Annotated in this window: 23 protein-coding genes, 2 tRNA genes and 1 pseudogene; 11 read left to right on the forward strand and 15 right to left on the reverse strand. The window is 63.1% G+C overall.

Annotation, left to right across the window (positions count from 1 at the left end; translation table 11 throughout):
* The first annotated feature begins 170 nt into the window (after window positions 1-170).
* From EU803_RS03895 to EU803_RS03905, 3 genes are all read left to right on the forward strand, one after another.
* Window positions 171-623: a nucleoside deaminase gene (locus EU803_RS03895; protein ID WP_129679931.1), complete on the forward strand. Its 453-nt coding sequence runs from the start codon at window positions 171-173 to the stop codon at window positions 621-623.
* Between the two features lie 88 nt (window positions 624-711).
* A complete protein-coding gene (locus EU803_RS03900) occupies window positions 712-1341 on the forward strand; it encodes a DUF5671 domain-containing protein (RefSeq protein ID WP_129679934.1) in 630 nt (209 codons plus the stop codon).
* Window positions 1338-1745, forward strand: a complete 408-nt coding sequence (locus tag EU803_RS03905) for a hypothetical protein (protein WP_129679936.1) — start codon at window positions 1338-1340, stop codon at window positions 1743-1745. Before EU803_RS03900 ends, EU803_RS03905 begins: the two co-directional genes overlap by 4 nt.
* A 3-nt stretch (window positions 1746-1748) precedes the next feature.
* On the opposite strand, the gene EU803_RS03910 is transcribed toward EU803_RS03905, so the two are convergent.
* Window positions 1749-2444 carry a metal-dependent hydrolase gene (locus EU803_RS03910; protein ID WP_129679938.1) on the reverse strand — a complete coding sequence of 232 codons (696 nt, stop codon included), beginning with the start codon at window positions 2442-2444 and terminating at the stop codon, window positions 1749-1751.
* Window positions 2445-2486: 42 nt separating this feature from the next.
* Here EU803_RS03910 and EU803_RS03915 point away from each other — a divergent pair, with 42 nt between their 5' ends.
* Window positions 2487-3137, forward strand: coding sequence for a ceramidase domain-containing protein (locus tag EU803_RS03915; RefSeq protein WP_242494266.1), 651 nt, complete (start codon window positions 2487-2489; stop codon window positions 3135-3137).
* On the opposite strand, the gene EU803_RS03920 is transcribed toward EU803_RS03915, so the two are convergent.
* Both EU803_RS03920 and ctaD read right to left on the reverse strand, forming a co-directional pair.
* Complete coding sequence (locus EU803_RS03920) at window positions 3130-3624, reverse strand: DUF2244 domain-containing protein (protein ID WP_129680180.1); 495 nt, start codon at window positions 3622-3624, stop codon at window positions 3130-3132. The two genes, EU803_RS03915 and EU803_RS03920, sit on opposite strands and share 8 nt — an antisense overlap.
* A 225-nt stretch (window positions 3625-3849) precedes the next feature.
* Window positions 3850-5523: a cytochrome c oxidase subunit I gene (ctaD, locus tag EU803_RS03925; protein WP_129679940.1), complete on the reverse strand. Its 1674-nt coding sequence runs from the start codon at window positions 5521-5523 to the stop codon at window positions 3850-3852.
* 398 nt (window positions 5524-5921) lie between these two features.
* Between ctaD and EU803_RS03930 the strand changes: the two genes are divergently transcribed.
* Window positions 5922-7139, forward strand: coding sequence for a PLP-dependent aminotransferase family protein (locus tag EU803_RS03930; protein ID WP_129679942.1), 1218 nt, complete (start codon window positions 5922-5924; stop codon window positions 7137-7139).
* Here the strand turns inward: EU803_RS03930 and EU803_RS03935 are convergent.
* Together EU803_RS03935 and lipB are read right to left on the reverse strand one after the other, a co-directional pair.
* Window positions 7136-7465 carry a DUF6280 family protein gene (locus tag EU803_RS03935; protein WP_129679944.1) on the reverse strand — a complete coding sequence of 110 codons (330 nt, stop codon included), beginning with the start codon at window positions 7463-7465 and terminating at the stop codon, window positions 7136-7138. The two genes, EU803_RS03930 and EU803_RS03935, sit on opposite strands and share 4 nt — an antisense overlap.
* A gap of 124 nt (window positions 7466-7589) precedes the next feature.
* On the reverse strand, window positions 7590-8252 hold the full coding sequence (gene lipB, locus EU803_RS03940; RefSeq protein WP_129679946.1) for a lipoyl(octanoyl) transferase LipB: 663 nt from the start codon (window positions 8250-8252) through the stop codon (window positions 7590-7592).
* 217 nt (window positions 8253-8469) lie between these two features.
* Here lipB and EU803_RS03945 point away from each other — a divergent pair.
* The 5 genes from EU803_RS03945 to EU803_RS03965 all read left to right on the forward strand — a co-directional run bounded on the left by EU803_RS03945 (window position 8470) and on the right by EU803_RS03965 (window position 14356).
* Window positions 8470-8556: transfer RNA gene (locus tag EU803_RS03945), tRNA-Leu, on the forward strand.
* 326 nt (window positions 8557-8882) lie between these two features.
* Entirely contained in the window at window positions 8883-9986 is a 1104-nt protein-coding gene (locus EU803_RS03950; RefSeq protein ID WP_129679948.1) for an ABC transporter ATP-binding protein, read from the forward strand.
* A 93-nt stretch (window positions 9987-10079) separates the two neighbouring features.
* Window positions 10080-11192 (forward strand): extracellular solute-binding protein, encoded by a 1113-nt coding sequence (locus EU803_RS03955; RefSeq protein ID WP_129679950.1) that lies wholly within the window; start codon window positions 10080-10082, stop codon window positions 11190-11192.
* A 105-nt stretch (window positions 11193-11297) separates the two neighbouring features.
* Window positions 11298-12965, forward strand: coding sequence for an ABC transporter permease (locus tag EU803_RS03960; RefSeq protein WP_129679952.1), 1668 nt, complete (start codon window positions 11298-11300; stop codon window positions 12963-12965).
* A gap of 5 nt (window positions 12966-12970) precedes the next feature.
* On the forward strand, window positions 12971-14356 hold the full coding sequence (locus EU803_RS03965; RefSeq protein ID WP_207209157.1) for an ABC transporter permease: 1386 nt from the start codon (window positions 12971-12973) through the stop codon (window positions 14354-14356).
* 51 nt (window positions 14357-14407) lie between these two features.
* Here EU803_RS03965 and EU803_RS03970 read toward each other — a convergent pair whose 3' ends face one another.
* Genes EU803_RS03970 through EU803_RS04000 form a run of 7 tightly spaced genes read right to left on the reverse strand, consistent with a single transcriptional unit; the run spans window position 14408 to window position 20846 of the window.
* Complete coding sequence (locus EU803_RS03970; protein ID WP_129679954.1) at window positions 14408-15337, reverse strand: AEC family transporter; 930 nt, start codon at window positions 15335-15337, stop codon at window positions 14408-14410.
* Between the two features lie 33 nt (window positions 15338-15370).
* The gene (locus EU803_RS03975; protein ID WP_129679956.1) at window positions 15371-16168 is read right to left on the reverse strand and encodes an MBL fold metallo-hydrolase; all 798 of its coding nucleotides are present in this window, start codon (window positions 16166-16168) and stop codon (window positions 15371-15373) included.
* Window positions 16165-16968 carry a TatD family hydrolase gene (locus EU803_RS03980; protein ID WP_129679958.1) on the reverse strand — a complete coding sequence of 268 codons (804 nt, stop codon included), beginning with the start codon at window positions 16966-16968 and terminating at the stop codon, window positions 16165-16167. The genes EU803_RS03975 and EU803_RS03980 overlap by 4 nt, the downstream gene beginning before the upstream one ends.
* Window positions 16969-16977: 9 nt before the next feature.
* The gene (locus EU803_RS03985) at window positions 16978-18111 is read right to left on the reverse strand and encodes a DNA polymerase III subunit delta' (protein ID WP_129679960.1); all 1134 of its coding nucleotides are present in this window, start codon (window positions 18109-18111) and stop codon (window positions 16978-16980) included.
* Entirely contained in the window at window positions 18108-18743 is a 636-nt protein-coding gene (gene tmk / locus EU803_RS03990) for a dTMP kinase (RefSeq protein ID WP_129679962.1), read from the reverse strand. The genes EU803_RS03985 and tmk overlap by 4 nt, the downstream gene beginning before the upstream one ends.
* Window positions 18740-19933 carry a D-alanyl-D-alanine carboxypeptidase family protein gene (locus EU803_RS03995; RefSeq protein ID WP_129679964.1) on the reverse strand — a complete coding sequence of 398 codons (1194 nt, stop codon included), beginning with the start codon at window positions 19931-19933 and terminating at the stop codon, window positions 18740-18742. The genes tmk and EU803_RS03995 overlap by 4 nt, the downstream gene beginning before the upstream one ends.
* A gap of 37 nt (window positions 19934-19970) precedes the next feature.
* Entirely contained in the window at window positions 19971-20846 is an 876-nt protein-coding gene (locus EU803_RS04000) for an SPOR domain-containing protein (RefSeq protein WP_242494267.1), read from the reverse strand.
* A 211-nt stretch (window positions 20847-21057) separates the two neighbouring features.
* Between EU803_RS04000 and EU803_RS04005 the strand changes: the two genes are divergently transcribed.
* Window positions 21058-21147 (forward strand) — tRNA-Ser (locus tag EU803_RS04005).
* Between the two features lie 116 nt (window positions 21148-21263).
* On the opposite strand, the pseudogene EU803_RS04010 reads toward EU803_RS04005, so the two are convergent.
* The 3 genes and pseudogenes from EU803_RS04010 to EU803_RS04020 all read right to left on the reverse strand — a co-directional run.
* A pseudogene (locus EU803_RS04010) lies at window positions 21264-21921 on the reverse strand (IS5 family transposase); the annotation flags it as partial.
* Window positions 21922-22132: 211 nt separating this feature from the next.
* Window positions 22133-23449 (reverse strand): TRAP transporter large permease subunit, encoded by a 1317-nt coding sequence (locus EU803_RS04015; protein ID WP_129679966.1) that lies wholly within the window; start codon window positions 23447-23449, stop codon window positions 22133-22135.
* Complete coding sequence (locus tag EU803_RS04020; RefSeq protein WP_129679968.1) at window positions 23449-24021, reverse strand: TRAP transporter small permease; 573 nt, start codon at window positions 24019-24021, stop codon at window positions 23449-23451. The genes EU803_RS04015 and EU803_RS04020 overlap by 1 nt, the downstream gene beginning before the upstream one ends.
* Between the last annotated feature and the right edge of the window lie 62 nt (window positions 24022-24083).

Genomic DNA, 24083 nt, shown 5'->3' on the forward strand with positions numbered 1-24083 from the left:
ATTCACCCCGGGATATTTTTGACCCAAAGAAGGGGGCTGGACTCGCGGGTCCACTCTTCTTTGGGTTCTAAATATCCTCTGGGGGTCCGGGGGGCGAAGCGCCCCCGGGTAAGGTGGGTCTTGACCCACCGCCCCCTTGCCCGCGCCGGGCGGGCCTGCAAAGAAGGGACATGACGTTTCGAAGCCATATGGATGCCGCGCTGGACGAGGCGCGGGCCGCCGCCGGGCGGGGCGAGGTGCCTGTGGGTGCTGTCGTCGTGGGACCGGGCGGGGCGATCGTCGCTCGTGCCGGGAACCGCACCCGTGAATTGAGCGACCCGACCGCCCATGCCGAGGTTCTGGCGATCCGCGCAGCCTGCGCGGTGCTGGGGCAAGAGCGGCTGCCGGGGCACGATCTCTACGTCACCCTTGAACCTTGCCCGATGTGCGCCGCCGCGATCTCCTTTGCCCGCATCGGCAGGCTGTATTACGGCGCCGCCGATCCCAAATCCGGCGGCGTGGCACAGGGCGCCCGCGTCTATGCCCATCCGCAATGCCACCATGTCCCCGAGGTCTATGACGGAATTGGCGCGGGTGAGTCCGAGGCCCTTTTGAAACGGTTTTTCGAGGATCGCCGCGGCTAGTCCCACGCTGCCTTTGTGAAACGGACTTGACAGGCGGGGTTTGCGGGATCACTATTTGAACAATGTTCACGTTGATCGGGAGATCCCAATGGCCGTCAGAGAAGAGCTTGTCACCTTTACCCGTGACGCCCTTGTTGCGGGCAAATCGCGTGAGGATATCTCGGGTGCGATGGAGCGGGCCGGTTGGTCTGGGCCGGAAGTGGCCGAGGCGCTGGCCGCCTTTGCTGACACGGATTTCACACCGCCTGTGCCGCGTCCCCGTGCCGTGGTGTCGGCGCGGGATTTCTTCATTTACGTCCTGATTTTCGGGATGATGCTGACCTCGGCCATCGCACTTGTTGTCCTCTGCTTCAACCTGATCGAGCTGACTGTCGGCGACACCAACTACCCGCGCTATGTGCTCAACAGCATTCGGGACGGGATCGCGGTGTTGATCGTTAGCGTGCCGCTCTTGATCTGGCTGCACCTGCGCGAGAACAAGCGCCTTGCGGCCTCGCCCGGGCGGCGGCGGTCCGCGATCCGCAAATGGGTCGCCTCCATTTCCCTTCTGATCGCGGCCGGTGTGTTTCTGGGGGATGTGATCTATGCCCTGCAACAGCTGCTGCGTGGGGATTTGACCCTTGAATTCCTGCTGCGGGTTCTGGTCGTTGCCATCGTGTCGGGCGGGGTGTTCCAGTTCTATCGTCACGACCTGTCGGAAGACGAGGGGGCGGCATGACCCGCGTCGCGCTTGCCGGTCTTGGGGTGCTTCTGGTCGCGGCGCTGGGCTATGCCTTCTGGCTGGTTGGCGGGCCGGAGCAGGCGCGGGTCGACACCCGCGACCAGCAACGCCTGCAAAACCTGGAAACCGTGATTGGCCATCTGCGCTGCACCGACCCGTCGGTCGTCTTGCCGGACAATCTGCGCGACATTGCGGATACGCGGTATTGCGACCGGTCGATGTGGGGCTTTGACCGGGCGGTCACTGACGAAGAATTGCCAATGGTCTACACGCGCCTGTCGGATACCGAATTCCGCCTGTGTCAGGAATTCGAGGATATCGACCGACTGTCCAGCCTGCTTCGCCTGCCTGAAGGGCTGGATCCGGCGACCGGATGCTATACCGGCCGCCTGCGTCCCTGACCGTCAGAGGCTGATCGGCTCCAGCACGCTGGGTTCGATCAGCCGCACGTTGGCGGGCAGGCCGTTCTTCAGGTCCTCGGCGTCCTGTGCAAGGATCGGGAAGGTCTTGTAGTGGCAGGGGATCACCACGTCGAAGTCGAAGAAACGGCGCGCCGCGTAGGCTGCCCCCTCCATGTCCATCGTGTAGTGCCCACCGGCGCAGAGGATGCCGATGTCTGGTTTGTAGCGGTCGGCGATCACCTCCATATCCGCCATCACGTCTGTATCGCCCGAGACATAGATGGAATGATCTTCGCCCCGGATGATGAACCCGGCCTCGCCGCCCGCGTATTGCACGCCACCCCGGAAATCGATGCTGGAGGAATGCAGCGCATGCACCATGCTGACCCGCGCCGCACCCAGCGCGATGGTGCCGCCCTTGCCGAAGCCAAGGGTCTGGACCCCATCTTCGCTGCCCAGCAGCTCTGCCAGTTCGTGGATGCAGGCAATCGGCACCCCGTGATCCCGCGCAATCCCGATCGCATTGGCTGCGTGATCGCCGTGGCCGTGTGTCAGAAGGATCGCGGTGACGCCCGCCACGGCCTCTGCCTCGCGCTCTTCGGGGAAGGCGGGGTTGCCGGTCATCCACGGGTCGATCAGCAGCACCTGATCCTCGATCTCGATCCGAAATCCGGAATGTCCTAGCCAGGTGATTTTCATGGAGCCCTCCCTGTGATCCTATACGGGGCAGGATAGGGCAGGATGGGCGGGACGCAAATGGATTGGATGGCGCAGTCGATCGACTATTGCGAACGGGTGGGGTTCGGGTTCTGGGACGAGCCGGTCAACGCGGTGACCAACCTGTCCTTCGTCCTTGCGGGTCTGGTCATGTGGGGCCGCTGTCGGGGGCTACCCATGGGGCGGGCGCTGTCGGCGCTGATCATGGTGATCGGGGTGGGCAGTTTCCTGTGGCACACCTTTGCCACCCGCTGGGCCGAGATGGCCGATACCCTGCCCATTGGCATCTTCATTCTGACCTACCTGTTCGCGGTGAACCGGGACATGCTGCGCTGGCCCCTGTGGAGGGCGGCGCTGGGGACTGCGGCCTTTATCCCCTATGCGATGGTCGTTGTGCCCCTGGCCAATGCGCTGCCGTTCTTCCGGGTGTCGAACTTCTATTGGACCGTGCCACTGCTTCTGGTGATCTATGCCCTGATCTTCCTGCGGGGCCGGGCCGAGGCGCGGGGGTTCTGGATTGGCGCGGGTCTGTTGGCGGTGTCTATCTCGGTCCGGTCGGTGGACCGGGCGTGGTGCGAGGTGCTGCCCATCGGCACCCATTTCCTGTGGCACACGATCAACGGCGTGATGCTGGGTTGGATGGTCGAGGTCTATCGCCGGTCCCGGATCACCTGACCTGCCGCAACGCGTCGTGCAATTCGCCATAAAGGGCACGGCGTTCCTCGGGGGTCAGGAAGCTGCCGATCTCCACCTCCCGGTCGCCGCCCCGAAGTGTCAGGTAGTCGGGCACCGGGCCGTCGTGGGGATGGAGACGGACCTGCACCCAATAGGGGTTTGCCTCCCAGCGTTGACGGGGGCCGCGCGGGTTCTGCCGGACCAGTTCGATCCGGTCACGTGTCAGGGTCAGCGCCTCGACCAGTTCGCCATCCCGGTAGCTGCGGCCAAGGCCCCACCAGACCCCGGCCACCGCCAGAATCAGGAACGGCAACAGCCCCCAAAGCACCAGCGAGCCGACCACGGCCAGAAGCGGCAGCAGGAGAAACCCGGCGGTCAGGCCGATGAAGATGACGAAGCCGCGCTTGGGCAGGGACCGGTAGGGCCAAAGATGCAGCTCGGCGCCCGCATCGCTGTCCACGCGGGCAGAGGTCCATTCGTAGGGCATGATCGTCCGGGGCTGGTTCGCGTCCGGCGTAAGGGTAGCGGTGGCCGGGATCATGTAAAGGGGCCAGCCGGTCGCAGGGGCGGCGGCGGATGGTGGGTCAAGACCCACCTTACACCATCGGCCGGCCGGGCACGGAACCCCTAAGGTGGGTTTCAAACCACCCGTCCAAAACGAAACCGGCCCCGGAGATCGCTCCGGGGCCGGTTCTGTTGGATCAGGTCGGGATCAGTGGGCGTGGCCCTTGTCCCAGTCCTCCTGCTTCGGCAGCTGCTCGAACGTGTGTTCGGGCGGCGGCGAGGGCAGGGTCCATTCCAGCGTGTCAGCCCATTCGTTCCACGGGTTGTTTTCGGTCGCGTTGCGCGGGCGCATCAGGACGATGGCCAGCATCACGATGAAGAACAGGAACGAGGCAAAGGCGATGAAGGCGCCGATCGACGAGACATAGTGCCAGTAGGCAAAGGCCTCGGGGTAGTCGATGTAGCGGCGCGGCATGCCCTGACGGCCCAGGAAGTGCTGCGGGAAGAATGTGACGTTCGCACCGATGAACATCGCCCAGAAGTGCAGCTTGCCTGCCCATTCCGGGAACTTCCGGCCCGAGAACTTGGGCATGTAGAAGTAGATCCCGGCGAAGATGCCGAACACGGCGCCAAGCGACATCACGTAGTGGAAGTGCGCAACCACGTAGTAGGTGTCGTGATAGGCCCGGTCGACGCCAGCCTGGCTCAGGACGATCCCGGTCACGCCACCGACGGTGAAGAGGAACAGGAACCCGAAGGCCCAGACCATGGGCGTCTTGAATTCAACCGACCCGCCCCACATCGTGGCGATCCAGCTGAAGATCTTCACGCCGGTCGGCACCGCGATGACCATGGTGGCCAGCATGAAGTAGGACTGCTGGGTCAGGGACATGCCGACGGTGTACATGTGGTGCGCCCAGACGACGAAGCCCAGCGCGCCGATGGCGACCATTGCGTAGACCATCGGAAGGTAGCCGAAGATCGGCTTCTTCGAGAAGGTCGCGATGACGTGGCTGATGATCCCGAAGGCCGGCACGACGATGATGTACACCTCTGGGTGACCGAAGAACCACAGGATGTGCTGGTACAGGATCGGGTCGCCACCACCTGCCGGATTGAAGAAGGTGGTGTCGAAGTTGCGGTCCATCAGCAGCATGGTGATGGCGCCTGCCAGAACCGGAAGCGACAGAAGGATCAGCCATGCGGTGACGAAGATCGACCAGGCGAACAGCGGCACCTTGTGCAGGGTCATCCCCGGGGCGCGCATGTTCAGGAAGGTGGTGATCATGTTGATCGCGCCGAGGATCGACGAGGCACCTGAGACGTGCACCGCGAAAATGGCGAGGTCCATGGAAATCCCGGTCTCGTTCGTGGACAGCGGCGGGTAAAGGACCCAGCCCACGCCGGACCCGGACTGACCGTTGCCACCGGGCGCGAGAAGCGACGCAACGCCAAGCGACACACCGGCCACATACATCCAGAAGGACAGGTTGTTCATCCGCGGGAAGGCCATGTCCGGCGCGCCGATCTGCAACGGCATCAGGTAGTTGCCGAAGCCGCCGAACAGGGCCGGAATGACCACGAAGAACATCATCAGCACACCGTGATAGGTGGTGAAGACGTTCCAGCGGTGTCCGTTGGGCGTACATTCGGCGGTCGCGTCAGCAACAAGACGCATCCCTTCCTGACACATGTACTGCACACCGGGCTCCATCAGCTCCAGTCGCATATAGACAGTCATGGCGACCGAGATGAACCCGACAACCCCGGAAACCCAGAGGTAAAGGATCCCGATATCCTTGTGGTTGGTGGACATGAACCACCGGGTAAAGAACCCCCGGTCGTCGTGATGTTCATGGCCGTGAACGGCTGCGTCTGCCATGTGGCACTCCCGTATTGGCGTCAATTCCAGTGCGGGGCCGAGTCAGACTCCGCCCCACCATTGGCAGTGGTTCTAAGGCGAAGGGGCGGGCGGGGCAATATTCGAAACGCCCGATGTGTCGGGATAAATTGGCGCACCCCGCGCCGGAACGCGGGGGTGTCGGGAATCGGTGGCCTCTTTCTGGGGGGATGGGGCCGCCGTTGCCTTGATTTGGATCAGATGGGCGGGCAGGGGGCGCGTTTCAACCCGCTGCGCGCCCGCGCTGGCGCCCTTGCCCTGCGATCCGATCACAAATTCAGGCCGGGCCGGGGCTTTTTTGAAATAATAGGTCAGGACTATTGACTAAAAGGCAGCACCTCGCCTTGTCTTGCGCAAACGATGTGCGAGGAGGGCACGGGATGGAGTGGCATCATGTTCTGGCAGGGCGGACCGGGCGGATGAAGGCCTCGGAAATCCGCGAGTTGCTGAAGCTTCTGGACCAGCCCGACATCATTTCTTTTGCCGGGGGCATCCCGGACCCCGCATTGTTCCCCAAAGCCGCCTTTTCCGAAGCGATGACCGAGGCGCTGTCAGGGCCGGGCGGCGGTGCGGCCCTGCAGTATTCGGTGTCCGAAGGCTATCGCCCGCTGCGCGACTGGATCGCGGCGGAGATGGGCCGGATCGGCGTGCCCTGCGACGCGGACAACATCCTGATCACCTCCGGATCGCAGCAGGCGCTGGACTACCTTGCCAAGCTGATGATCGATCCGGGCGATACGATGCTGTTAGGCTGGCCGACCTATCTGGGCGCGCTTGGGGCCTTCAACGCCTATGAGCCGCGCTTTGATCAGCTTGTGCCCGGGGGAAACCGGGGTGCCGCCGACTATGCCGCCGCAGCCGAAGCCGCCGGCGGGCGGGTCAAGTTCGCCTATCTGTCCGTCGATTTCGCCAATCCCACCGGCGAAACCCTGTCACGGCGACAGCGCGAGGCGGTCCTGGATCTGGCCGAGGCGCTGGATATCGCCATCGTGGAGGACGCGGCCTATCAAAGCCTGCGTTATGACGGAGAGGCCGTCCCGCCGATCCTTGCGCTGGAACTGGAGCGGACCGGCGATCTGGAAGCCTGCCGCACACTCTATTGCGGGTCGTTTTCGAAATCCCTGTCGCCCGGATTGCGGGTCGGCTGGGTTGTCGGGGCAAAATCGGTTATTTCGCGCCTTGTCCTTATGAAGCAGGCGGCGGACCTGCATTCCGCGACATTGAACCAGATCGCGACCCAGAAGGTCGCGCAATCCACCTTCGACGCCCATGTGGCGACCCTGCGCAGCGTTTATTCGGCGCGCCGCGACAAAATGTTGGATGCGCTAACGCGCCATATGCCCGAAGGGGTCAGCTGGACCCGGCCCGAAGGGGGCATGTTCGTCTGGGTGACCCTGCCGGTGGGGCTGGACGGCGCGGACCTGCTGGCGCGGTCGCTGGAAACCGAACGGGTTGCCTTTGTGCCGGGGCGGGCATTCTTTGCCGACGGGTCGAACGGAAATACCCTGCGGCTTAGCTTTTCTTGCGCCGATGAGGCGATGATCGAAGAGGGGATATCGCGGTTGGGCCGGTTGATCCGGGGGCAGTTGGACGGCTAGGCGACCCGGTGCCCCGCCTTCGGCGCGTCCACGTCGCGCAGCAGCCGGCCAAGCTCTGACCGGTCGACGCTGCGGCTTTCGTCGGCAAGCGTCCGGATCAGGCCAATGCAGCAGTCGCGGGCGTCTTCGAACGGCACGATTGCCGCGATTTCGAGAACTTCACGGCCATAGGGTTCGTCCAGCCAGCGAACGAGGGTTTGCACCCCCGTGCCATGCGCGGCCTGAAGCCTTGCGGCACGGTTGATCGCCTCGGCCATGATGCCAAGCTGGATCTGGCGTCTGCGAAAATGGAACGGGTTCGTGGTTCTGGATCGTCTGGCTGACATGTTCGCTCACTCTCCCATCTCCTGACGTGGCCGGTTGCGTTGCTGCGCCCGACACTCGCAAGGGTTGTTAACAAATGTGGCGAAAATGTGGCGGACCTATCCAAAAGTTAGGTCCGAGCCGATTTTAGCCCGCGCAGCGGGGGGTAAGTGCGGTTTCAAAGGTCTTTTTCAGCGCAACATCGACGTCGTCCATGCTGACCGGAAGGCCCAGATCTACAAGGCTGGTGACCCCGTGTTCACGAATGCCGCAGGGCACGATCCCGTCGAAATGGCCAAGATCCGGTTCGACGTTGATGGAAATGCCATGGAAGCTGACCCATTTGCGCAGGCGGATGCCGATGGCGGCGATCTTGTCTTCCTTCACCGATCCGTCCGGGTTCTGGCCCTTTTCAGGGCGTTCCACCCAGACGCCGACCCGACCGGGGCGGATGTGGCCGGTCACGTTGAATTCGGCCAGCGCCGCGATCACCCAATGTTCAAGGTCACGCACGAAACAGCGCACGTCGCGCCCGCGTTCGCCGACGTTCAGCATGACATAGGCCACCCGCTGGCCCGGGCCGTGGTAAGTATATTGTCCGCCGCGCTTGCTGTCGTAGACGGGAAACCGGTCCGGGTCGGTCAGGTCTTCGCGCTTGGCCGAGGTGCCGGCAGTATAGAGCGGGGGATGTTCGACCAGCCATATCGCGTCCTCGGCCTCGCCCTTGGCGATCGCCTCGGCGCGCGCTTCCATAAAGGCGACGGCAGCGTCATAGTCGGTCAGCCCCGTGCTGGTGATCCATTCAACCATCTGAACCGCGGGGCGCAGGGCCCCGTCCTGAATTGCCTGCCCGATCGGGCATTCTGTGATCTTTTCAGGCTTAGACCGCTTTCCCCGGATTTGCCAGATCGGACGGCGGCGGCACGGTTTTCGCGGCAGGCCGGAGCCATGTCGGACAATCGTGAATTTTGCACTTGTCGTTGTCTGGACCATCGGCTAGAGAGCCGCCACCAAGCCAATGGCAAGTGCGGTCGTGGCGGAATTGGTAGACGCGCAGCGTTGAGGTCGCTGTTCCTTAACCGGAGTGGAAGTTCGAGTCTTCTCGACCGCACCATTTCCCAGACAGATCTGGGACACCACCGAACAGGCATCCCGAATGGGGTGCCTTTCGACTTTCCGGGCGCACCGCTTTTCCCGATTCTGGCTTGGTTGCGGATTATTTGGGCTAAGATCCTGACCGCCCTGCGGGACATTTTCCCGAATCCAGCGATTCTAAAGCCGAATCGTCGCAATTTCGGTCGAATACGCCGCAAACGCGGCCATTTTTTCGGAAATTATGCCTGATAGCGGCAAGACGGTTGCATCGCAAAACAGGGTTTGTTTTGCTGTGACGCGACAAGAGCGCAGCAAAAAAGCTGCCGATAGACAGGGAGAGTCGGTTTGACGACATCTGGAACGGACGCCGCGTTCGTTGAATTTGAACGTGTGCAGAAGAGCTACGACGGCGAAACACTCGTTGTAAAAGACCTCAACCTTTCGATGCCCAGAGGAGAGTTTCTGACGATGCTTGGGCCGTCGGGGTCGGGCAAGACAACCTGTCTGATGATGTTGGCCGGCTTCGAGACGGCGACCCACGGCGCAATCCGCCTTGGTGGCCAGTCGATCAACGACATCCCGCCGCACAAGCGGGGCATCGGGATGGTGTTCCAGAATTACGCCCTGTTCCCGCACATGACGATTGCCGAAAACCTGTCCTTCCCGCTGGAAGTGCGCAAGCTGGGCAAATCCGTGCGGGAAGAAAAGGTCAAGCGGGCGCTGGACATGGTGCAGATGGGCGCCTTTGGCGGCCGCCGCCCGGCGCAGCTTTCGGGGGGGCAGCAGCAGCGGGTCGCCCTTGCCCGCGCGCTGGTGTTCGAACCGGAACTGGTGCTGATGGACGAACCGCTTGGCGCACTGGACAAGCAGCTGCGCGAACATATGCAGTTCGAGATCACCCGCCTTGCCCACGATCTGGGGATCACCACGGTCTACGTGACGCACGACCAGACCGAGGCGCTGACTATGTCGGACCGGGTTGCCGTGTTCAACGATGGCGTCATTCAGCAGCTGGCCCCGCCGGACGAGCTGTATGAAAGCCCGCAGAACAGCTTCGTTGCCCAGTTCATTGGCGAGAACAACACCCTGTCTGGCGTTGTGAAATCCATCGACGGCGACCGTTGCATCGTGGAACTTGACGGCGGCGGCGAGATCGACGCCAAGCCGGTCAACGTGTCCAAGGTCGGCGAGCGCACCACCCTGTCGATCCGCCCCGAACGGGTCGAGATCGACAAGAAGCGCCTGCACAAGGATGCCCATACCCTTAAGGCCGAAGTGCTTGAGTTCATCTACATGGGCGACATTTTCCGGACCCGCCTGCGGGTTGCCGGTTCGGAAGACTTCATCATCAAGACACGCAACGCGCCCGACCAGGTGCGTCTGCAGCCGGGAACCCAGATCGAAATCGGTTGGCTTCCGGAAGATTGCCGCGCGCTCGACGCCTCCTGAGGGGCGCAGGCGCGTGCGAACGGAGTGGCCGACCCCCGCCCGGAGGGCGGTCACCTGAAACGATGAAACCGGGTTATAACACGGGAGAATAGTATGAAACTCACCAAGACTCTGCTTGCTTCGACGGCCCTGACCGTTGCTGCTGGTGGCGCCATTGCAGAAGGCCACATGGCCGGTGACATGACGCTCGTCAGCTGGGGCGGTGCCTATCAGCAGTCGCAGATCAATGCCTATGCGACCCCCTATTCGGAAAACACCGGTGTGACCATCACCTGGGACGAAAGCTCTGCCGAAGCCGTGGCCAAGCTGCGCGCCATGAACGAAGCCGGCAACATCACCTGGGATGTGGTCGATGTGGTTGCCGCCGACGCCCTGCGTCTGTGCGACGAAGGCCTTGCCATGGAAATCGACCCGGACGAGCAACTTGCCCCGGCCCCCGATGGCACCTCGGCTGAAGATGACTTCGGTGACCTGCTGGTCGGCGACTGCTTCATTCCGCAGATCGTCTATTCGACCACCTTTGGCTACCGCACCGATATGGTTCCGGAAGGCGTCGAAGCGCCGAACGACATCTGTGACGTGTTCGACCTCGAAACCTACCCGGGCATGCGTTCGCTGGAAAAGCGTCCGATCAACAACGTCGAATGGGCGCTGCTGTGTGACGGCGTTGCCAAGGAAGACGTCTATGACGTTCTCGCCACCGAAGAAGGTCAAGAGCAGGCGCTTGCCAAGCTCGACACCATCAAGGACAGCGTGATCTGGTGGTCCGCCGGTGCCGACACCCCGCAGCTTCTGGCTGACGGTGAAGTCTTCATCGGGTCGACCTACAACGGTCGTCTGTTCTCGGCCATCGTCGAACAGAACCAGCCGATCGGCATGATGTGGGACGCTCAGGTGTTCGACCTTGACGGCTGGATCATCCCGACCGGTCTGTCGCCCGAGCGTGAAGCCCGTGCGCTGGACTTCGTCTACTTCGCCACCGACACCCAGCGTCTGGCGGATCAGGCCAAGTACATCTCCTACGGCCCGGCCCGTCTGTCCTCGGCTCCGCTGGTTGGCCAGCACGAGACCCTCGGCATCGACATGGCGCCGCACATGCCGACCGATCCGGAGAACGCCAAGAACACGTTCCTCTACAACTACGAGTTCTGGGCTGACTACCGCGACGACATCGACGCCAAGTTCCAGGCATGGCTGGCCCAGTAAGGGCAACCCTTCGGAAGGGGCCGCGCGCCGGCCCCTTCCACCCCTTTATTCGTTTGGACATTTTCAAAGATCCGACCGGCAAAAACAAAGACCAACGGGGACGCGATGACTGATACGACCAATTCAGGCCCAATGCTGGCCGCGGACGGACGGCCGCTCAAGCAAAGCCTTGCCCGCGCGCTGCGGCGTCAAAAGATCCGCGCCCTGATGTTGATCGCGCCGCTGTTGATCTTCATCATGCTCACCTTCATCATTCCGATCGGCAACATGCTGTTCCGGTCAGTCGAAAACGACATCGTCGGCAATACGCTTCCCGGAACGGTCGAAGCGCTTGAGGATTGGGATGCCCAATCCGCCGAAACGCTGGACGATGTTGTTTTCCAGAACCTCTTTATCGACCTGTTCAAGGCGGCCGAAGCCAAGGAACACACCAAGCTCGGCACCCGCCTGAACTATGAACAGACCGGGATTTCGTCCCTGTTCCGGACCACGGGCCGCAACCTTGACGATATCGGGGAACCCTATCAGGACTGGCTGGAAGACACCGACGAGCGGTTCAAGGACGGCGCATTCTGGTATGAAATGATGTCCGGGTCCGGGGGCGAGGCGATTCTGGAAGAACGCCGCGATCTTTGGGCCGCGCTGGTGGGCGAGGGCATGGCGGGCGACATCGGCTTTACCCTGTCGGGCGAGGTGGCGGAGCTGCTGCCCTGGACCGCGAAGGCCTATTCCGACTGGGCGATCTATACCGCCATCGCCGACGAAGACGTCGTCGCCGAGGAAGACCCGTGGGAGGCCGTTTACGGCGCCCTTGGGATTGACCTTCGCAACGCCGACACGGTTGCGGCGATCGCCGGGTATTCCGGCCCGGGCGCCGATGCGCTTCGGGCTGCGGTTGCCAATATCGGCGCCATGCCAACCACAACCTTCCGCGACGCGTTTGCCGCCGAAGATGAGGACTGGCTGAAGACCGAGAACTGGCAGACCATCAAGATCTACAGCCCGAACTACACGATGGGCTACTTCCTGAACTCCATTGACATGGAAAAGGGACTGGATGGGGCACAGGCCCGGCCGGAGAACCAGCAGATCTACGTCAAGCTGTTCCTGCGGACGCTGAAGATGTCGGTCATCATCACGCTTAGCTGCATCCTTCTGGGGTATCCGGTGGCCTGGATCCTAGCGAACCTGCCTGCCCGCAGCGCCAACGTCCTGATGATCCTTGTCCTCCTGCCGTTCTGGACCTCGCTTCTTGTGCGGACCTCGGCCTGGAAGGTGCTGCTGCAACAGCAGGGGGTCATCAACGACCTGCTGGTCTGGCTGGGCTTCGTGGACGATGCGAACCGTCTGATCCTGATGAACAACTCTACCGGCACGATCATCGCGATGACGCATATCCTGCTGCCGTTCATGATCCTGCCGCTTTACTCGGTGATGAAGACCATCCCGCCCAGCTATCTGCGCGCAGCCAAGTCGCTTGGCGCGACCAACTGGACGGCCTTCTGGCGGGTCTATTTCCCGCAGTCGGTGCCGGGCATCGGGGCCGGGTCGATCCTCGTGTTCATCCTTGCCATCGGCTACTACATCACGCCGGAAATCGTGGGTGGGACCGACGGTGTCTTCATCTCGAACCGGATCGCGTACCACATCTCCAGCTCGCTTAACTGGGGTCTGGCGGCGGCACTGGGCACGATCCTGCTGTCGGTGGTTCTGATCCTCTACTGGCTCTACGACAAGATCGTGGGCATCGATAACGTGAAACTGGGGGGCTGATAGCGATGTCTAACCTGATCGTTCAAAACCGCCGGCCCGAGCTGGCGACCTTCACCGCCCCCCTGTCCGGCCTGTTTGGCGCCATGTTCGGATTTGTCGTCGGCAATGTCTTTGGCAACCCGTGGCAGGGCGCGCTGGCCGGGGTAATCTTCGGCGCCGCGCTGGCCGTTGTCCTGCACATGGCGCCGATCTCGCGCCGGAACGGCCGGCTGGGCACAATCGCGATCTGCCTGATCGCCGGTCTGGTGATCGGCGGCGTTGGCGGGGCCGTCGGCGGCGCGATCATCGGCGCCGTCCTCAGCTGGTTCGTCTACTGGCTGGACAGCGGCGACTACCGCGCTGGCAGCCCGATCTATGCCACCTCGCTTCAGGTGCTGTGGGACAATACCTTCCTGCTGATCTGCGGGCTGATCTTCTTCTTCCTCGTGGCGCCGCTGGTCCCGGTCATGTGGCTGTCGTTCAACGCCGAGGACTTCTTTACCTTCACCCCCGAGATGCTGAGCTTTGATCCCGAGGGCTATTCGCTGAAGCATTATCGCAGTTTCTTCGGCACCGAGGGTAACCCGCTTCTGGGTCTGATCCTTGGCTTTGGCGCCGGTGTGGCGCTGGCCGTGGTGCTGCGGGTCATGTCCGGCCCGCGCGAGGTGCTGGGCTGGGTCGCACCGATCATCAGCCTGACGCTGATCGGCCTTGTGGTTGGCAAACTGTGGGGTGTCGGCGGGGCCGAATGGATGACGCCGCTGAAGAACTCGCTCATCATCGCACCGATTGCGACCGTTCTGTCGGTCAGCTTTGGTACGCTGGCCGCCATCGGCCTGTCGCAAAGCCATGTGCCCGGCCGTCGCGCGATCATGGCGATCCTGATTTCGCCGATGATCGTTCCGCTGATCATTTCCGCGACCGGGATGTTCTTCTTCTACGCGCCGCTGGGTAACTGGCTTGAGGCGACATTCGGCCTGAACCAATCCTTCGTCGGCTTCGTGAAGGTGATCCTGGCGCACGCCGCGCTTGGCATTCCCTTCGTGATCATCACCGTGACCGCGACGCTTGTCGGCTTTGACCGGTCCCTGACCCGTGCCGCCGCTAACATGGGGGCCGATCCGGTGACCACCTTCTTCCGGGTGCAGATGCCGCTGATCCTTCCGGGCGTGATTTCGGGCGGGCTGTTCGCCTTCATCACCTCGTTCGACGAAGTGGTCGTGGTGCTGTTCGTCGGCTCTGCCCAGCAGCAGACCCTGCCGTGGCAGATGTTCACCGGGTTGCGCGAACAGATCAGCCCGACGATCCTTGCTGCGGCGACGATCCTTGTGACGATTTCGATCCTGCTTCTGGCGACGGTCGAAATGTTGCGCCGCCGGTCGGAACGGCTGCGGGGCATGTCGCCCAGCTGATCCCATCAGGGACAAGACAGTGATCAGGCCCGCCCAACCGGCGGGCCTTTTTCATGGCAGGATGGACAGCCAGAAGGTGCCGGTCAGGATCGTCCCCGCCGTGCCGACCAGAACCGCCGATGCCGCGACCCGCTTGGCCCGGTCATACATGTTGGCAAAGAGATATGCGTTGACCCCCGGCGCCATGGCCGCGGTGATCACCGCCGAGCGGACGGAGCCAGTTTCAAGCCCGAACAGGTGAACCAGCGACCACGTCACGGCGGGGTGCAGCAGAAGCGAAACCGCGACGATGAACAGGATCGTGCGCATGTCCCCTTCGGGCCGGTAGCGGAACAGAATTCCCCCCAGCCCGAACAGTGCGACAGGCAGGCCCGCCCGGACCACAAGGTCCACCGCCTCGGTGAAGACGTGGGGCAGGGGGATACCGCCAAGGTTCACGGCAAACCCAAGGGCGATCCCGATCACCAACGAATTTCGGAACATCGCCCGCAGCACCTTACCCGGCAGCGCCGAGAGGCGACCGCCGCGGTTGCGGATGATCTCCATCGCGGTGATCCCGACAAAGTAGCAAAACGGCGAGTGGATCGCGATGATGGCAAAGTTCGATTGCAGCGCGTCGGTCCCATAGGCCAGTTCCGTGATCGGCAGGCCCAGAAGGACAGAGTTGGAAAACAGCCCGACAAAGCCGATGGCCACCGCGTCCTCCCACTCGCGCCCGAACAGGTAGCGCGCGCCCAGAAGGCCCGCGGCAAAGCCCGACAGCGCCCCGGCATAGAAGGCCCCGAGTAGCGCGATATCGAAGTTCTGCCCAAGGTCGAGGGTCGAAATGGCGCGGAACAGCAGCGCGGGGATCGCAAACCCTTGGGCGAACTTCATCAGGCTGTCGATGGCCTGATCCGTGATATAGCCGCGCCAGACCGCAAGATATCCAAAGCCGATCACGATGAAGACGGGCAGGATCACTTCAAGTAGGGCGGCCATGTTCAGTTCTCCGTGGCCCTGGGCGCCGGGGGATCAGTCCGCGTCGAAGGCGATTTCCATGCCGTCAAAGGCCGGTTCGATATGGGCGGGCGTTTCGGCCTTGACCGTCTCGTAGTCCAGATCGACATGCATGTTTGTCAGGATGCCGCGTTCCGGCGCGGCGCGGGCGATCCACTCTAGCGTCTGGTCAAGGTGCGAATGGGTCGGGTGCGGCTGGCGGCGCAGCGCATCGACGATCCAGACCTGCGCGCCGGTGACGGCCTCCCAGGCTTCGTCGGTCATCTGGGCTACGTCCGGCAGATAGGCCAGCCGCCCGATCCGGAACCCCAGCGCGTCGATCGACCCGTGATTGACCTGGAACGGCGACAGGGTGATCGGCCCGCCCGCGCCGGTGATCGTCACCGGGCCGTCAAGGTTGTTCAGTTCAAGAATGGGCGGGTAGGGCGACCCCTTGGGCTGAACGAAAGCATAGCCGAAGCGCGACAGAAGCGCGTCCGAGGTATCGCCGTCGGCCCAGACTTGAAGCCGTTCCTTCATGTTGAAGACCACCATCCGCAGGTCGTCGATCCCGTGAACGTGGTCGGCGTGGGAATGGGTATAGACCACCCCGTCCAGATGGCCGACCCCGGCCGCCAAAAGTTGCTGGCGCAGGTCGGGGGCGGTGTCGATCAGGACGCGGGTGATGCCCTCCGGCCCCTGTCGGGTGACAAGGGCGGAACAGCGGCTGCGGGCGTTCTTGGGGTTTGTCGGGTCACAGTCGCCCCAGATGCCGCCCAGCCGGGGAACCCCGCCGGACGACCCGCAGCCAAGAATGCGAAAGGTCAGCGTCATGCCGCGGCCTGCCATTCGGCGGCCTTCCAGAACAGCCGGTCGAAATTGGCCTGTGTCTGGGTGGCGAATTCTTCGTAGGACATGTGGAACACATCCGCCCCGATCCGCGCGGTCAGGGCCGAATAGGCGGGTTCGTTGCGCCGGCCCCGGTGCGGCGGCGGCGCAAGGTAGGGGCTGTCGGTTTCGACCAGAATCCGGTCCACCGGGGCGGCGGCGAAGATGTCGCGCAACTCCTGACTGCGGGGGAAGGCGGCGATGCCGGACATCGACAGGTAGAACCCAAGGTCGATGGCCGCGCGGGCCAGATCGGCCGAGGACGAAAAGCAATGCATCACGCAGGAATAGGGTTGCCGGTTGAACCCTTCGCGCAGGATCTGGGCCATATCGTCATCGGCCGCGCGGGCGTGGATGATCAGCGGCAGGCCGGTGGCCTGCGCTGCCTCGATATGGACCCGCAGGCTGTCTTTCTGCACCTCAGCGCTGTCTGCAGTGTAGTGGTAATCCAGCCCGCTTTCACCGATGCCCACGAATTTCGGGTGCCGGGCCAGCGCGACCAGCTCTTCCAGCGTGGCCATGGGCTCTTCGGCGGCGCTCATCGGGTGGGTGCCGCCCGCCCAGAAGACCGGGTCGTGGGCCTCGGCGATGGCCCGCACCTGCGGCGCGTTGCGCAGCCGGGTGCAGATGGTGACCATGCGGGTCACGCCGGCATCGTTCGCCCGCGCGATGATCTCGGGCAGTTCGCCGTCGAAATCGGGAAAATCAAGGTGACAATGGCTGTCGGTAATCTCGGGGGTGTTCATGCGCCTGCCTCAGGCGGCGGCGGTGCCGCGCGCGGTCTCTTCGATCCTGAACAGCATATCTAGGATCAGGGAGGCAGGGTCAAGGTTGACCGCCCGCCCGTGCCGCGCGCGCGACGACAGCTCTTGCTGCAATTCGGCCCAGCGGCGCGCCGCATGGGGGCCGGGCGACAGGCGAGACAGCAGCCGGGCCTCGTGCGGGGCGCCCTGGCTATGGGGTTCGCCCACCAGCCCGGTGCGGGCGGCGCGGGCAAGGAACAGGTCCATCAGGTCCAGAACCATGTCGAACCGCAATTCCGCCCCCTTGCCCGCGCAGCTGTTGGCAAGCGACAGCGCGGCGGGGCGGTCCATGCGTGGCATCCCTTCCAGAAGCGAGATGATCGAGGCGTAAAGCTGTAGCCCATCATGCTGGGCCAGCCGGATCGCCTCGCCCACGGACCCAGACGACAGGGTCGCCAGCGCCTCGGTCTCGACCACCTCGACGCCGGCCTGATGCAGCGCGGCGGCCATGTCATCGGACCCAAGGGCCGACAGGCGTAATTCACGGCAGCGCGACCGGATCGTCGGCAAAAGGCGCGATGGCTGATGCGCGACCAGCAGAAGTGTCGTGCGGGCAGGCGGTTCTTCCAGTTCCTTCAGGATCGCGTTGGCGGCGTTGCGGTTCAGTTCGTCCGCCGCATCGACGATCACCACCCGCCGCCCGCCATCGGCAGCGGACATATGGAAGAAGTTCTTCAACCGGCGCACCGGGTCGATGGTGATCTCGGTCTTCAGCTTGCCGGTCTTGTCATCCACCGGGCGGCGGACCACGAAAAGGCGCGGATGGGCGCCCGATTGCACCAGCCGCGCGTCCGGGTGATCGGCAGATACGGCAAGCGAGGTCGGGGCAGGGGGCGCATCGCCAAACAGGCCGCCGCCTGCGTCCTCAGCAGGTTCCGCCAGTAGAAAGGTTGCGATTTTCCATGCCAGCGTTGCCTTGCCCACGCCGCGCGGCCCGGTGATCAGCCAGCCGGAATGCAGCCGGCCAGAGGTATAGGCCTGAAGGAAATCCGCCTGCGCCCGGTCCTGCCCGAACAGGGTGGGGGTTTCGCGCGGGTGCGGGGCACCGGGAATGCGGTCCGGTTCGGGGGCGGTTTCCTCGGTCATGCGCGGGCCTCGAACTGGGCGAGGACTTCGGCGGCGACGGCCTCGGGCGGGCGGTTGCCGTCGATCACGACGCAGCGGTCGGGGGCCGCATGGGCCAGCGCAAGAAAGCCGTGCCGCAGGGTTTCCTGAAAGGACAGGCCGAAATCTTCGAACCGGTCTTCGCCCGACCCACGCGCCAACCCGCGGTTCAGCGCGGTTTCCGGGTCCATGTCGATGATAAAGGTCAGGTCGGGGTCCCGTCCGATCATCAGGCTATGCAGCTTGTCCACCGTGGCCCGAAGATCACCGCGCGTTGCGCCTTGGTATACGCGTGTGCTGTCGGCGAAGCGGTCCGAAATCACAATACGGTCGGCGGCCAGCGCCGGGCGGATCGTCTTTTCCAGATGGTCGCGGCGGGCGGCGGTGAACAGCAGGATCTCTGTCTCGGCCGACCAGCGGTCCGGGTCGCCGGTCAGAAGAAGCTGCCGGATTTCCTCGGCCCCCGGGCTGCCGCCCGGTTCACGGGTCAGCAGGACGTCCTGCCCCTCGGTCCGCAGCCGTTCGGCCAGCATCCGGGCCTGAGTGGACTTGCCGGACCCGTCGATCCCTTCGAAGGTGATGAACCGTCCCGTGCCGCCCAGCCCCTGCCTCATACGGCGCCGTCTTCCAGAACCTGCGCGGCTTCGGGGGCGAATTTGTGCAGCAGGACAATGGCGGCGGTGCGAAGCCGCACGCCAAACCCGCCCCGCGCCACGTCGTCGGTGGCGACAAGCGCGACGCGCGTTTCGGGCAGGCCCGGCGGGCTGATCACCAGTTCACCGACCGTCTGACCGGCGGCAACCGGCGCTTCCAGAGGGCCGCGAAATTCAAGGTTCGCCTCGACGCTATCGTTGTTCAGTAGTGGCAGCAGGATCGACACATCCTCGGCCACGGTCAGGCCGACGGTTGGGGCATTGCCCATCCAGACATCGGCACGGGCAAGTTCGGTGCCTGCCTCGACAACGTCGTGTTGGGCGAATTGGCGGAAGGCCCAGTTCACGATCTTTTCGGATTCCTGTGCGCGTGCCGCGGTGCTGTCGAGCCCGGTCAGGACGAAGATGATCCGCCGGTCGCCCTGCTTTGCCGATCCGACAAGGCCATAGCCAGCCTCTTGCGTGTGCCCGGTCTTGAGCCCGTCAGCGCCAATCCCGAGCCCCAGAATGGGATTGCGGTTCTGCGTGTTGGCGGGCACCCGTCCGTCGAACAGGAATTCCTGTTCCGAAAACAGGGGGTAGAAGGTCGGGAAATCGGTGATCAGATGGTCGGCCAGAATGCCAAGGTCGCGCACCGACATCCGGTGCCCGGCGGCGGGCCAGCCGTTGGAATTAGCGAAGGAGGAATTGGTCATGCCCATCAGGCGGGCCCGTTCCGTCATCATCCGGGCAAAGCCAGCCTCGGTTCCGTCCGGGGACAGGGCCTCGGCGATGACCGCGCTGGCGTCGTTGCCGGACAGGACGATGATGCCGCGCAAAAGGTCTTCGACCCGGACCCGTTCCCCGCTGCGCAGAAACATGGATGACCCAGTGTAGTTCATCGCGTGCTGCGAAACCGTCAGTTCGTCGTCAACGTGAAGCCGCCCGTCCGCGATCGCCTCGAACGCCATGTAGATCGTCATCAGCTTGGACATGGAGGCGGGCGGCAACGGCTCGTCCGCGTTCTTGGCCAGCAAGACGGTGCCTGTCGTCTGGTCATAGACATAGGCCGCCCGGGCAGGGGTTTCGAAATCCTGCGCCTGGGCGGCGATCGCCAGCACGCAAGCCAGCAGGGTTCCGAGGATCAGGCGGGCGGTCTGTCGGATCGGCATCGGGTCGGTTGGTCCTTTGGTCTTGGGCGTTCGGGGATCAGTTGGTCACGAAATAGGCGTCGGTGAACCCTTGGCCCTTCACCTGTTCCAGAAGCGCGGCGCGGTCTGCGGTGGTGCCAGCAGGGCCGACGATGACCCGCCAGAAGGTGCGGCCCTGGCTGGACTGTTCCAGCACGGTCGGGACGATCCCGGTGGCGCGCATCATGTCCGCGGCGCGTTCGGCATTGGCCTTGACCGAGAAGATGCCGATCTGGATGAAGGGTTTTTCAAGGCTGCTGGCAGGGGCAGCCGGACGCGGGGCAGGGGCCGCGGGGGCGGCGGCCACGGCGGTTTCGCCACTCGCCTCTGCCGCGTCGATGGCGGCCGCGGCGCTGGCGATCGGGTCAAGCGTGGTCGCCTCGATCTCCGCCGGTTCGTCGAAATCGGCAATGGCGGCGGGCGGGGCCTCGGCCGGAACCTCTTCACGGCGCAGGGCGGTCACGTTGAGGCTGGCAGGGGCACCGGCCAGCATTTCAAGGGCGGCGGCAGCATCCGACGACACCTGCAGCGCCGGGCCGGGCTGTTCACGTTCGCGGCGGAACAGGGCGCCGATCACGAACTTTCCGTTTTCGGTGTTGCGGATGATGACCCGTTCGGGGTCCGCCACATCGGGATGGGCGACCCAGACACCACCCAGCGACGGGCGTCCGTCCCACAGGCCGCTGTCGGTCACCTGAAACACATCGGGGGCTTCGACATCGCGTTCGACCAGTTGCACGGCCTGACCGGACGTCGCGCCGTCTGCCGCGTCGCGGTTGCCGCCCGCCCCGAAACTGAAGCCGCCGGTTTCGTCGCAGCCCGCAAGCGTCAGTGCCGCGAATGATACCATCGCAAGCAGTCCTGCCCGCGTCCCGCCCAAGGTCATGCCCGCCATCTGTCGCCCCTCTCGTGCCTGTGCGCCGCCGATTGTCGATCCATTCGGTCTGTCGCCCCGGCCGCATCCGGGCCGGTTGCGCGCGAGAATAGCGATGCAACGCCCTTAATGAAAGTGGTCTCCCCCGGTGTTCGGCGGATTTCCACGTAATTGCAGACCCGCCGGCGGGGCTTTCAGAATCGTTTCGACCATCCTAAGGCTTCTGATGACCGGAGGAGTGGCAGAGTGGTCGAATGCGGCGGTCTTGAAAACCGTTGGGCGTGAAAGCGTCCCGTGGGTTCGAATCCCACCTCCTCCGCCACCTGCCCCCACGAAAGCGTTCTCCCGATCCGGCTCCGGCCGGATTTTCTCGTTGTTTTCGAGGGTTATGCGGAAGGGGCTGAGCATTGGCCCTGGCGTCGCGAGACCCCGAAGCGGTCTGCCGAACATGATCTCGATCCGGTTCCGGCGTTTGCAGCGGCGCTTGTCGTATTTCACCGGCTTCTTGCGCTGCTTACGGCCGGGGATGCAGGCGCGTATCCCTTTGTCTTTCAACGCTTCTCGGAATCAATCGGCGTCATAGCCACGATCTCCAATCAGCCAATCGACATTTGGCAGGCTGCTCTGCAATGTCCGCGCGCCAATGTAGTCACGGACCTGCCCGGCAGTGACGAACAGGTTCAGCGGACGTCCGGGACTATCGCAGATGGCGTGCAGCTTCGTGTTCATGCCGCCTTTGGTGCGGCCGATCAGACGTCCACGCCCCCCTTTTTCACGCCCATGCTGGTCGCTGTCCGGTGGGCCTTCAGGTACGTGGCGTCAATCATCACAGTCTTCTTTTCGCCGCGATCTGCGGCCAGACCGGCCATCATTCGGGCGAAGATGCCTTTGTCGCTCCACCGCTTCCAAGGTTGTAGAGCGTCTTGTGTGGCCCATAGACTGCAGAGGCATCCCGCCACCGCAAGCCATTGCGATTGATGAAGATAATCCTACGCAAGACACGCCGATCATCGATGCGCGGCTTGCCTTGGGACTTTGGAAAAAAGGGCTCAAGACGCGCCATCTGCGCGTCGCTCAGCCAGAAGAAATCAGACATGTTCACTGCTCGTTTTTGGACCGTGACTCACGCCATCCCAGAGAAATCAATTGGTCCTGAACCTAGAAAGCGCGACGTAAGAGCGAAATGGGTCATGCATCGTTCCCGATGTGTGGCTGTTGGCAAGTCGATGACTTGCCAACAGCCCGATGCAGGTTTGGTCAGGTATAATCCCCTGAAGTGCCTGTGGTCTGTGATTGGCGATGTGACCTTACCGCCCCGTGATTCCTGGAAATGCGATCAGCACGGCCAGCGCCAGCACTTGCAGGGCGATGAACGGAAGGAGCGAGCGGAAGATTTCACCTAGGCTGATGTCGGGCGGGGCCACGGACTTGAGATAGAATGCCGCTGGGCCAAAGGGGGGCGAGAGAAAGCTCACTTGCATGTTCATGCAAAACACCACGCCAAACCACACAGGGTCATAGCCCAGATTTTGGACGATCGGCACAAAGATGGGCATGGTCAGCAGCGCCACACCCACCCAGTCAAGAAACATGCCCAGCACAAAGAGGATCGCCATCATGAACAGGATCACAACAGTCGGATTGTCAGAGATGCCCGTGATAAGTTCGGAAACGAAATGGATGCCGCCCATGAAGTTGAACACCCCCACCAGTGCCGAGGCGCCGATGCCGATCCATACGATCATACCCACGGTTTGCAGGGTTTGCAAAGCGGCGTCCTTGAGAAGGGACAGGCTGAATTCACCCCGCATCATGGTCGAGAGGATCACACCCATCACGCCCACGGCTGAGGCTTCGGTCACGCTGGCGATGCCGCCATAGATCGAGCCCAGCACGGCCGTCACCACCAGAATGGGCAGGATCAGCCCGCGCAGCAACTGCAGCTTTTCCGAGCTTGGCATTGTGTTGGGCTCGGAAATTGGCGCAAGCGCCGGGTTGATATAGGCACGGATCAGCACATAGGCCACGTAAAACCCGGCGAGCATCAGGCCAGGAATGAAAGAGGCCGTAAAAAGCGCGCCGATCGATACGTTGGCAGTCAGGCCATAGATGATCAACACGATCGACGGGGGCACCATCGTGCCCAAGGCGCCACCAGCGCAGACAACGCCAATCGCAAGCCGCCGGTCATAGCCCAGCCGCAACATCTGCGGCAAGGCAATAAGCCCCAGCAATACGACTTCGCCGCCGATGATGCCCGACATGGCCGCAAGAATAACCGCCACGATGATCGTCTGAATGGCAACGCCGCCGCGCAGCCTGCCGCCCACCAGCTTCATCGCGTCAAACAGGTCGCGGGCAATCCCGGATCGGTCGAGGATCGCGGCCATCAGCACAAACATCGGTACCGAGACAAACACGAAACTCGCAACGAAGGAATAGACGCGGCTGGTGATCAGGGGCACCACCATGGGCCCGGTCCAGCCAAGCGCAAAGATCAGCGCGACAAGCAAGGTGACGAAGGCAAGCGGCATGCCTGTCACTAGCAAACCGAGGATCAGGCCGAACATCAGCAATGTTGCGTATTCGATACCAAGACCTTGAAGGGAGCCAAAAAGTTCCATCATTTGCGGCCTTTCGCGTAATTCCATGCGAGGATCAGAAGCTGGATCGCCATCAACCCCATGACGACGAGCAGAAAGATTTTCGACAAGCCCGGAAACATCGGATCCCAGGCGCTGCCCGAGCGTTCGAGCCGGAATTCACCGGTAGGGGTAAAGGTGGATCGGGCCACCATCGTCCAGGATGCCCAGGCAAACATCGCCGAGGCGGCGGCACAGACGAGCGAGATCACAATATCAAAACTGCGTCGCACCGGGGGTGAGAGCATATCGTAGAGCAGCACGACGCGGATATGCCGGTCGCGTGCAGTGCAATAGAGCCCGCCGTAAACAAAGGCTATCCCGCACAGAAAGATCGTGGTTTCATGGGCCCAGATCGTCGGCGACCCAAACACATATCTCAGGATGACTTCCTGAATCAGGATCAGCATCGCCAGAATGATGCCAATTGCAAAAATGATGCCCCCCCGGTCGATCCAGCGCCCGAGCGCGCCGGCTTGTGGTATTGCGCCGGGTTCAGGGCGGTGCAGCACCGCATCCTTTTCGGCGTCGGCATTAATTCGGTGATGCGCCATGATATCCTCCCTTGCGCCGGAAGCGGCCGACCCGAAAGGGCCGCCCGCTTCGGTTTTGGATG

The organism is Loktanella sp. IMCC34160, assembly GCF_004145845.1.
Taxonomy (GTDB): domain Bacteria; phylum Pseudomonadota; class Alphaproteobacteria; order Rhodobacterales; family Rhodobacteraceae; genus SELP01.